Annotated in this window: 1 protein-coding gene; it reads left to right on the forward strand. The window is 57.0% G+C overall.

Features of this window, described 5'->3' with window-relative positions:
• The coding region (locus Q4563_RS15895) for a Tex-like N-terminal domain-containing protein (RefSeq protein ID WP_303605159.1) at positions 1 to 491 on the forward strand (491 nt) is incomplete at both ends.

Consider the following 491-nt stretch of genomic DNA (forward strand, 5'->3'; position numbering starts at 1 on the left):
GCTCGAATCCATAGGCCAACGCCTTGCCGAAGAACTCAATATCCGTCCGCAACAGGTATCGGCTGCCGTTGCCTTGCTGGATGAAGGTGCCACCGTACCGTTTATTTCCCGCTACCGGAAAGAAGTCACCGGAGCACTGGATGACACCCAGCTGCGTAATCTGGAAGAGCGATTGCGTTATCTGCGCGAGATGGAAGATCGTCGCGACAGCATCCTGAAAAGCATTGGTGAGCAGGGCAAGCTGACCCCGGAACTACAGCGGGAGCTACTGACTGCCTATACCAAAACCCGGCTCGAAGACCTGTACTTGCCCTACAAGAAAAATCGCCGCACCAAAGGCCAGATCGCCATCGAAGCCGGACTGGCACCACTGGCCGAACGTCTGTTGGATAATCCGAACCTGACCCCCGAGTCTGAAGCCACTGCGTTTGTCTCCGCCGACAAGGGCATCGCCGACACCAAGGCCGCACTGGATGGTGCCAGGTATATCC

It is taken from the genome of Gilvimarinus sp. 1_MG-2023 (assembly GCF_030548285.1).